We start from the raw sequence: 8,508 nt of genomic DNA on the forward strand, positions 1-8,508 counted from the left end.
TGTCCGCCTCCTTAGCTCAGTGGTAGAGCACTCGCCTTGTAAGCGAAAGGTCGTCGGTTCAATCCCGACAGGGGGCTCCATCAAGGCCCTGAATTGCGAACCGCAGTTCAGGGCCTTTTTCATGCCGCCGAGTTGGGGCTGTGGCCCACCGGCCGAATTGGGGGCTCGGTCCGGTGGGCCTGCGTCGTTCGCCGGGGAGGGCAAGAACGACGTGAAGGAACGGTAGCGCGAATCGGGGTTGCTGATGCGTAGCCGCCGCGCGGATTCGGGGGTGAACCTGGGGTGAATTTCGTGGCTGCACCGACGCCCTCGCCTGTCGTCACGGCTCGATTCCGGTCAGCAACTCGATGGCGCGCCACATGCGCCCGTCGAGATCGGTCGACGAGCGCGAACGGGGAGCGACGATGGTGTCCGTGGTGGGAGACCAGATCACGGCGCTGTCTACCACCGCGGTCATCACCTCCGACAGTTGACCGGCCCATCCGGTGAGCTCCGTGCGATCGAGCAGCGGATCCCAAGCGAGCGCCCATCGGGACAGCGCCTCCCGCCGCAGGGCGGGGTTGTTCACTGTCCGCGCTTCCATTTTGCCAATTGTATGCTCGCGGTTTGGTCGGTCTTTTCCTCGAGCGGGGATGACCGCGGTCCCTGCCTCCGACGCAGCGCGCCCCCGCGACCGGAGTCGTCGGGGGCGCGTGGGCCGGTGGACGCTCAGCAGCTACCGGCGACCGCGGCCTTCACTCCACGTTCGAAGTCCGCCTTGTCCTGCTCGGACTTGCCCGCCCAGTCCGGCTCTGCCTTCGCCAGCGTGATGAACTCCTCGCCGATCGCCTCCGGCGAGTTCTCCTCGGCGGTGAGCCCGGATTCCTTGAGTGTCTGGATGTAGGCGGACACGCCGTTGCAGGTGTCGACGTAGACGTCGCCGGTGGCAGCGGTTTCCGCGAAATCGTCCGACGACGATGCGGCCGTCGTGGCGTCCGCCGACGTGTCGGTCGAGTCGGTGTCCGACCCGCAGCCGACGGCGAGCAGGGACACGGAGGCGGCCGCGATTGCGGCGAAAACGATGCGCTTCATGACCGGTATCTGTATCAGACCGTCCGGGGAAACCTGACATCGGTCGGACTGTTGCAATCGGTCCGCGGGAGGACGAGCGTGGAATTGTTCATTCGTGGGGGCCGCCCCACGCGAGGCCGCCCCGACGATCGACTCGACGAGAGCCTTGGAGGAATCATGCTTGGACTCGCGATCGGCCTCGGCGCGGCAGCGGTGAGTATCGGAATCAGCCTGCTCGGAGCCGGCATCGGGATTCTGCTCAGCGACGTCAGAGCAAAGCATCACATCCGCCCGCTGCGGCCCTGACCGTCCGGTGAGTGACCGGGACGGCCGCCAATCGACGGTGGTTGTCCACCATCCCCTCGCGTGGCTGCGGTCCCACGCGGCCCGGCGCCGTGGCGTCGCGGCCGAATCCGGAGTTCCGGAGGGGGCGAACGAGGTGCTCGAACGCCTGGCCGGCCTCCCGCTCAGTGTGTGGACCTACCGGTTCGACCACGAATCGGTCCGGCACCTCGGGCCGATGGCGCAGGATTTCGCCCAGACCTTCGGGCTGGGGTCCTCGGACCGCAGCATCGCCCAGGTCGACGCGAACGGCGTCTGCATGGCCGCCGTCCAGGCGCTGTACCGGCGACTGGTCGCGGTGGAGGCGGAGCTCGACCGACTGCGGGACGCGAATGAGGCCGAGGCGCCAACCGATCCGCGGTGAGGCGGCTATCCTGACCCGACGCCCTATCCGGCCCGGAGGTCAGCGATGCCAGCACTCACCATCGACACTCCGGACGGCGCGATCGACGCGGTACTCGAACGGCCGGACGGCGACGGCCCGCACCCGGGCGTCGTGGTGGTGCACGACGCGCTCGGCCTCGGCGCCGATATCCGCGGCATCGCACGGGACATCGCCGACCACGGCTACCTGGCGCTGGCTCCGGACCTCTACTCGCGCGGCGGCGTCGCGCGCTGCATGACGGGCGTGTTCCGCGACCTGATCCGCCGGCGGGGGCGGGCGTTCACGGACCTGCTCGCCGCCCGCGATCACCTGCGGGCGAGCTCGGACTGCACGGGCGCGGTCGCGGTGGTCGGATTCTGTATGGGCGGTGGATTCGCGTTGGCGTTGTCGCCCATGGGTTTCGATGCGTCCGCTCCCTTCTACGGCCCGTTGCCGCGGCACCTGGACGAGGCGCTCGGCGGGGCCTGCCCGATCGTCGCCAGCTACGGTTCCCGCGACCCGATCCTGCCGCGGGCAGGCGCGAAACTGTCCGCCGCCCTCGACCGGCAGCGAATTCCGCACGACGTCAAGACGTATTCCGGGGTCGGGCACAGTTTCGCCAACCACCTGCCCGCCGGTCCCGCGGCACCGCTGTTGCGGGTCGTCGGGTTCGCGTACGGCGAGGAGCAGACCCGGGACGCCTGGCGCCGGGTCTACGGATTCCTCGACGAGCACCTGACGACGACGAGCACCTGACGACGGGGCCGTTGGGGGCTAGTGCAATTCGGTCGCGTTCGGCCGGCCGCTCTTGAGCCAGCGGCCGGGCAGTCTGCCCGCGAGTTCACCGAGCGGCCCCACGGCGGCGCTGAGGACACCGACGGTCTCCCGGAGCATTTCGATGCTGTCGCCCATCTGTTCCAGGTTCGGGGCGAGGGAGGTGAGGGTCTCCGACAGCGACACGATCTGGTCGAGTGGACCGCCCTCGGCGATGATCCGTTCCAGCGGGCCATCCTTGGCGAGCAGGGACTCGAGCACGCCGCCCTCCTCGAGGGCACGGTCGATGATGCCGCCCTCCTTGGTGAGGGTTTCGAGTGGTCCGGCGGTCGCGGTGAGTCGTTCGAGCGGGCCGTCCTCGGCCGTGAGCCGATCCAGCAGGCCGCCGGGGGCGAGGAGCCGCTCGACGGGGCCGTCCTCGTCGAGCAGGCGCTCCACCGGCCCGCCCGGGGCGAGGAGGCGTTCGAGGGGGCCGCCCGGTTCGATGATCCGTTCCAGGGTGCCCCCGGGCGCGGTGAGCCGGTCGACGACGCCGCCCGGTTCGAGGAGCCGGTCGACAGGACCGCCCGGGCGCATCGCCTGCCCGAGCGGACGCTGATCGGAGGCGAGTTCGGCGACCTGCTGCAGCAGCTTGAGCGGGCCGGACGGGTTCGCGGCGGCAAGGCCGCCGAGGCCCGCCACGTCGCCGGTCACCGACGCGGACACCACCACGCGCGCCGCACCCAGGGCCGACTCGGCCACGCCCAGCGCGGTGTCGGTGAGCAGGAGGCCCACCCTCGCCGGCAGTGTGACCATCGCCACCAGGTTCATGCGATCACTGTAACCGCCGATTACGGACGCCGACCGGATCCGTCGCGGGTCAGTGCAGGGCCTTGAGGCCGACCACACAGCCGACGATGCCGAGCATGAGCAGCACCTTCATCACCGACGCGGATTCGCTGCCGGTGACCATCGCATATCCAACGGTCAGTGCGGCACCGATGCCGACCCACACCGCGTAGGCCGTGCCCACAGGCAGCGTCCGCATCGCGTACGCCAGGCCCGCCATGCTCGCGACGATCGCGACGCCGAACACGACGGAGGGGGCCAGCCGGGTGAAGCCGTCGGACTTGCCGAGGGCGGTCGCCCACACGGCTTCGAGGACACCTGAGATGACGAGAACAATCCAGGCCATGACGAAATCCCTCCCAGGCACCGTCTTTTCGCTGGCCGGGTACGGTGCGCTCGTCCGGATGTCGTCGTTGACGCTTCCACCGTAGCAACGGCTCACACGGGGGGAGTAGCGGATGTGAGCGATCTGACCAGAGGCTCACAGGAAACTCCCAGATGGCGATCAGCGACCGGACAGGGATCGGGGTGATGATGGCGTAGTGACTGTCACCAAACCCGATGCAAAGATCCTGATCGTCGACGACGAGCCGAACATCGTCGAGTTGCTGTCGGTGAGTCTGCGCTTCCAGGGTTTCGAGGTGGAGACCGCGTCCGCGGGGGCCGAGGGACTCGACAAGGCGAAGGCGTTCCGGCCCGACGCGATGATCCTCGACGTGATGATGCCCGGCATGGACGGCTTCGGCCTGCTGCGCCGGCTGCGTGCCGACGGCATCGACGCCCCGGTCCTGTTCCTCACCGCGAAGGACGCCGTCGAGGACAAGGTGACAGGGCTGACCCTCGGCGCCGACGACTACGTCACCAAGCCGTTCAGCCTCGAGGAGGTCGTGGCCCGGCTGCGGGTGATCCTGCGCCGCGTGACCCGGGACCCGAACGTCGTCGAATCGTCCCGGATCACGTTCGCGGACATCGAGCTCGACGACGACACCCACGAGGTGTGGAAGGCGGGGGAGCAGGTGTCGCTGTCGCCGACCGAGTTCACCCTGCTGCGCTACTTCATGGTCAACGCCGGTGTGGTGCTGAGCAAACCCCGCATCCTCGACCACGTCTGGCACTACGACTTCGGCGGCGAGGTCGGTGTCGTCGAGTCCTACGTGTCGTACCTGCGCCGCAAGGTGGACACCACCGAGCCGCGCCTGATCCACACCCTGCGTGGCGTCGGGTACGTCATGCGTGAGCCGAGGTAGCGCGGATGCGCGGAGTGCGCCGGCCGCCTCTGCGGGTGACGCTGGTGGCGGCGCTGCTGGTGCTGGCTGCGCTGGGCCTGCTCGCGTCCGGGGTGGCGGTGACCTCGGCGATGAAGAACTCGCTGATCTCCCGGATCGACACCTCGCTGCGGGACGCGTCGCACACCTGGGCGAAACCCCGCCTGCACCCGCTGCCGCCACCGGACTCGGAGCCGGGGCCGTCACGCCCTCCGAGCCAGTTCTACGTGCGCAGCGAAACCCCGGACGGGGCCACCCGTGAGATCAACGACCTGCCGGTCGATCCGGATCTCACCGGGTACACCGGGTCGGGACCGGCGACGGTCGGCTCGATCGGCGACCCGGACAAGCACTGGCGGGTGCTGACGTCGACGACGCCGGACGGCGCCGTCACGGTCGCGGTGCGACTCGGCGACGTCGACGCGACCGTGGAACGGCTGATCGGTCTGCAGATCGGAATCGGTGTCGTGGTCCTCGTCGCGCTGGGGGTGATCGGGTACTTCGTGGTCCGCCGCAGCCTGCGACCACTCGTGGAGGTCGAGGAGACCGCGGCCGCGATCGCGGAAGGGCGTCTGCACCAACGGATCCCGATCCGTGAGGACCGCACGGAGGTCGGTCGGCTGACGGTCGCGCTGAACGGGATGCTCGAGCAGATCCAGACGGCGTTCGCCGCGACCGAGGCGTCCGAGGAGTCGGCCCGCCGCTCCGAGGAGAAGATGCGGCGGTTCGTCGCCGACGCCAGCCACGAACTGCGCACCCCGCTCACCACGATCCGCGGATTCGCGGAACTTTATCGGCAGGGTGCGATTCCCGATGCCGGTCAGGCGATGTCGCGGATCGAGTCCGAGGCGTCCCGGATGGGCCTGCTCGTCGAGGACCTGCTGATGCTGGCCCGGCTCGACGCGCAGCGTCCACTCGAACAGGTCCCGGTCGATCTGCTGACGGTCGCGGCCGACGGCGTTCACGCGGCCCGGGCCATCGCCCCCGAGCGGTCCATCGCGCTGGAGGTCGTCGACGGCCCGGGGCGGCCGGAGGTGCTCGGCGACGACGCCCGGATCCGTCAGGTGCTGACGAACCTCGTGGGCAACGCTCTCGGCCACACGCCCGCCGACGCCGCGATAACGGTGCGGGTCGGCACCGTCGGCGAGCACGCGTTGCTCGAGGTCGCCGACACCGGGCCGGGCCTCGACGCCGAAGCGCGCGACCGCGTGTTCGAGCGGTTCTACCGGGCCGACTCGTCCCGCACCCGGCAGTCCGGCGGCAGCGGGCTGGGCCTGTCCATCGTCGCTGCCCTCGTCGCCGCGCACGGTGGCACCGTGACCGTGGAGTCCCCCGACAGCGGGGGAGCGGTGTTCCGGGTGTTGCTTCCGCGTGCCAGCGGGGACGAGTAGCCGGTTCTGCGAACCGGTTCCACGCCGGCGCTCGACACCCACTTCTCCTCCGACCTCGGTGGGTAGGGTGGGTCCGTGACGTTACGGCGACCTCTGCTGCCCTCCACCCGATGTGCCCGGACACTGATCGTCAGCGCGATGATCGCGATGCCGATGGCGTCCGGATTCTCGGCGCCGGCGCTCGCATCGGCTCCCGCGGCGCCGGTGGCTCCCGCTACTCCCGAGCGGCAACCCGTCAGCGAGCGCTACGCGGCCACCGGCATGCACGCCGTCACATCGGTTGCGGTGCCCGGATATCAGGTGTTCCATCCCGCCGACATCGCCACCGGTCCCGACCGCCATCCGGTGGTCACCTTCGGCAACGGAAGCTACGCGACGTACAGGCAGTACGAGGAATTGCTACGCCACCTGGCATCCTGGGGCTTCGTCGTCGTGGTCGCCGACAGCAGCGTCACCGGCGACGGGACCGAGATCCTGGCGGCAGCGCGCTACATCCTGGCGCAGAACGACAACCCGGCGAGCGTCTTTCACGATCGCATCGACATCGCTCACGTCGCCGCGGTCGGACATTCGCAGGGCGCCGGGGGTTCGATCAACGCCAGCACCGACTCCGACGGGCTCATCACCTCCACCGCCGTGCTCGACCTGCCCGACCCCTGGTGGGCCACTCGGCCCGTCGACGTGATCGACGTGACTCGCCTGACCGGTCCGGTGTTCTATCTGACCGGGGCCGAGGATCCGGTCTCGACGGCCATTCCGCAGGCCGCCTACCAGGGCCTGAGCCCGGGTCCCGCGGCCCGCGGCCGCCTGCTGGGGGTGGGGCACAACTGGCCGACCGACGGAGGTGGATTCCGCGGGTACCTCACCGCGTGGTTGCGCTTCACCCTCGCTGGTGACAACGACGCCGCGCGCGCCTTCGTCGGTCCGGCACCGGAGCTGTTGGCGGATCCGGGGTGGGACGGGACCGCGGTCAAGGGTTGGTGAATCGACGGACCCGAGGGGGCGTCGAAGAATCGCCAGGACTCGAAGAACCGGAGGACCCGAAATCGGTTACCCGTGAGGGTGCGGCGGTCCTCCGGGCGCACCGAGAACGGGGCGGGTGGAGCGGTGGCGGAAGACGGTGCCGGGCGGAATGAGGGGCCGCCCGGCACCGTCGACTAGGTGAGGACGGCCTCGTGGACGCGGCGGTCGAACTCGGGCAGCGGACCGCCTGCGCGCAGCGTCTCCGCGATGCGCGGGTCGGCGAGGTGCAGGCGCCCGATCGCGGCGAGGTCGAATTCGTCTGCGGCCAGGCGTCGTTCGAGCTCGTCGAGATTGTCGACGGACTCCACCGTCGGCCCGGCCAGGCGGCCGTCGCGCAGCGACTTGCCGAGTCCGACGCAACCGACGGCCATCGTGATCGCACCGGTGGTGCGCTTGGCCCAGCCGGCCAGCGACAGGTCGCTACCCTCGAACGCCGGGGCGTCGAATCGGCGGGAGCTGGCGTCGAGAACATCCGCCCCGGCATCGACGAGGGCACCGAGGATGGCGCCCAGCTCTTCGGGCGTCTCGGCGAGGCGCGCGGCGAAGTCCTGCTGCTTGTGCTGCGAGAAACGGTAGATGATCGGCAGGTCCTCGCCGATCGCCTCGCGGATCGCCCGCAGCACGGCGACGGGGAACGCGGTGCGCCGCTGCAGGTCTCCGCCCCACGCGTCGTCCCGCAGGTTCGTCGAGGCCCACAGGAACGAGTCCAGCAGGTAGCCGTGGCCGCCGTGGATTGCGATCGCGTCGAAGCCGATCTCGGCGGCCGTGATCGCCGCGTCGGCGTACGCGGCGATCACGGCCTCGATGTCCGACTCGGTCATCGCGGCGGTCGGCACGACGGCGCGCTCGACGTAGTCCTGCGAGTAGGAGGTCACGCCCGGCTCGCCCCACACGCCCGACGGGCGCATCGGCGTCACGTCGTCGATGCGGCGCATCGCACCGAACAGCGGGCCGACGTGCCACAGCTGCGGCGCGATCCGGCCGCCCGCCTCGTGCACCTGGTCGACCACTCGCCGCCACCCGTCGACGGCCGCAGGCTCGTAAATGTTCGGCACGTCCGGGTGATCCACCGCGCTCGGATGACCGATCGCGACACCCTCGGTCACGATCAGTCCGGTGCCGCCCTCGGCACGCCGCCGGTAGTACTGCGCGACGTCCTCGGTCGGCACACCGCCCGGGGAGTGGGTGCGCGTCATCGGGGACATCACGATGCGGTTCGGCAGCTCGAGCCCGCGAACGCGCAACGGACGGTACAGCGGGGAATCGGTGGCGGTCACGATGGCGGTCACAACTCCTGAAGGGGACGGGCAGGGAACCCCAATCAACCCCGTCGACCCGTTGCCGTGCACGTCATGTCCCGCTCGCCGGGACCTTCCCGGCCGGCCCCGCCAAAGCCCCGCCACAGCCCGCCCCCCCCCCGCGGCATTTAAGGGTTCCTTGAGGGGTGGTGAACGGAGGGATGGTTGCGGTG

General features: G+C 70.0%; 11 protein-coding genes, 1 tRNA gene and 1 riboswitch. Of the genes, 7 read left to right on the top strand and 5 right to left on the bottom strand.

Annotated features, from left to right (window positions below):
- The first annotated feature begins 5 nt into the window (after window positions 1-5).
- Window positions 6-80: transfer RNA gene (locus ACWDU4_RS24745), tRNA-Thr, on the top strand.
- A gap of 239 nt (window positions 81-319) precedes the next feature.
- On the opposite strand, the gene ACWDU4_RS24750 is transcribed toward ACWDU4_RS24745, so the two are convergent.
- Window positions 320-583: a hypothetical protein gene (locus ACWDU4_RS24750; protein WP_450116589.1), complete on the bottom strand. Its 264-nt coding sequence runs from the start codon at window positions 581-583 to the stop codon at window positions 320-322.
- Window positions 584-708: 125 nt separating this feature from the next.
- Window positions 709-1,071, bottom strand: coding sequence for a hypothetical protein (locus tag ACWDU4_RS24755; RefSeq protein ID WP_450116590.1), 363 nt, complete (start codon window positions 1,069-1,071; stop codon window positions 709-711).
- A gap of 156 nt (window positions 1,072-1,227) precedes the next feature.
- On the opposite strand from ACWDU4_RS24755, the gene ACWDU4_RS24760 reads away from it, so the two are divergent.
- The 3 genes from ACWDU4_RS24760 to ACWDU4_RS24770 are packed head-to-tail and all read left to right on the top strand — an operon-like array spanning window position 1,228 to window position 2,512.
- Window positions 1,228-1,356, top strand: a complete 129-nt coding sequence (locus tag ACWDU4_RS24760) for a hypothetical protein (protein WP_450116591.1) — start codon at window positions 1,228-1,230, stop codon at window positions 1,354-1,356.
- 7 nt (window positions 1,357-1,363) lie between these two features.
- A complete protein-coding gene (locus ACWDU4_RS24765) occupies window positions 1,364-1,756 on the top strand; it encodes a tail fiber domain-containing protein (RefSeq protein ID WP_450116592.1) in 393 nt (130 codons plus the stop codon).
- A 45-nt stretch (window positions 1,757-1,801) separates the two neighbouring features.
- Window positions 1,802-2,512 carry a dienelactone hydrolase family protein gene (locus ACWDU4_RS24770; protein ID WP_450116593.1) on the top strand — a complete coding sequence of 237 codons (711 nt, stop codon included), beginning with the start codon at window positions 1,802-1,804 and terminating at the stop codon, window positions 2,510-2,512.
- A gap of 18 nt (window positions 2,513-2,530) precedes the next feature.
- On the opposite strand, the gene ACWDU4_RS24775 is transcribed toward ACWDU4_RS24770, so the two are convergent.
- Together ACWDU4_RS24775 and ACWDU4_RS24780 are read right to left on the bottom strand one after the other, a co-directional pair.
- Window positions 2,531-3,340, bottom strand: coding sequence for an ABC transporter (locus ACWDU4_RS24775; protein ID WP_450116594.1), 810 nt, complete (start codon window positions 3,338-3,340; stop codon window positions 2,531-2,533).
- A gap of 49 nt (window positions 3,341-3,389) precedes the next feature.
- Window positions 3,390-3,704 (bottom strand): DMT family transporter, encoded by a 315-nt coding sequence (locus ACWDU4_RS24780; RefSeq protein WP_450116595.1) that lies wholly within the window; start codon window positions 3,702-3,704, stop codon window positions 3,390-3,392.
- Between the two features lie 14 nt (window positions 3,705-3,718).
- A riboswitch (guanidine-III (ykkC-III) riboswitch) is annotated at window positions 3,719-3,781 on the bottom strand.
- 119 nt (window positions 3,782-3,900) lie between these two features.
- Between ACWDU4_RS24780 and ACWDU4_RS24785 the strand changes: the two genes are divergently transcribed.
- The 3 genes from ACWDU4_RS24785 (at window position 3,901) to ACWDU4_RS24795 (ending at window position 6,998) form a co-directional block, all read left to right on the top strand.
- On the top strand, window positions 3,901-4,605 hold the full coding sequence (locus ACWDU4_RS24785) for a response regulator transcription factor (RefSeq protein WP_450116596.1): 705 nt from the start codon (window positions 3,901-3,903) through the stop codon (window positions 4,603-4,605).
- A 5-nt stretch (window positions 4,606-4,610) separates the two neighbouring features.
- On the top strand, window positions 4,611-6,014 hold the full coding sequence (locus ACWDU4_RS24790; RefSeq protein ID WP_450116597.1) for a sensor histidine kinase: 1,404 nt from the start codon (window positions 4,611-4,613) through the stop codon (window positions 6,012-6,014).
- A gap of 75 nt (window positions 6,015-6,089) precedes the next feature.
- Window positions 6,090-6,998 (top strand): poly(ethylene terephthalate) hydrolase family protein, encoded by a 909-nt coding sequence (locus ACWDU4_RS24795; RefSeq protein WP_450116598.1) that lies wholly within the window; start codon window positions 6,090-6,092, stop codon window positions 6,996-6,998.
- A gap of 173 nt (window positions 6,999-7,171) precedes the next feature.
- Here ACWDU4_RS24795 and ACWDU4_RS24800 read toward each other — a convergent pair whose 3' ends face one another.
- Window positions 7,172-8,314, bottom strand: coding sequence for an oxidoreductase (locus ACWDU4_RS24800; protein ID WP_450116599.1), 1,143 nt, complete (start codon window positions 8,312-8,314; stop codon window positions 7,172-7,174).
- Window positions 8,315-8,508 lie beyond the last annotated feature (194 nt).

The organism is Rhodococcus sp. NPDC003348 (assembly GCF_053589375.1).

Coding starts and splice junctions, on each gene's coding strand:
- ACWDU4_RS24790 (WP_450116597.1), top strand. CDS start 4,611: ATGCGCGGAGTGCGCCGGCCGCCTCTGCGGGTGACGCTGGTGGCGGCG.
- ACWDU4_RS24755 (WP_450116590.1), bottom strand. CDS start 1,071: ATGAAGCGCATCGTTTTCGCCGCAATCGCGGCCGCCTCCGTGTCCCTG.
- ACWDU4_RS24780 (WP_450116595.1), bottom strand. CDS start 3,704: ATGGCCTGGATTGTTCTCGTCATCTCAGGTGTCCTCGAAGCCGTGTGG.
- ACWDU4_RS24750 (WP_450116589.1), bottom strand. CDS start 583: ATGGAAGCGCGGACAGTGAACAACCCCGCCCTGCGGCGGGAGGCGCTG.
- ACWDU4_RS24775 (WP_450116594.1), bottom strand. CDS start 3,340: ATGAACCTGGTGGCGATGGTCACACTGCCGGCGAGGGTGGGCCTCCTG.
- ACWDU4_RS24760 (WP_450116591.1), top strand. CDS start 1,228: ATGCTTGGACTCGCGATCGGCCTCGGCGCGGCAGCGGTGAGTATCGGA.
- ACWDU4_RS24770 (WP_450116593.1), top strand. CDS start 1,802: ATGCCAGCACTCACCATCGACACTCCGGACGGCGCGATCGACGCGGTA.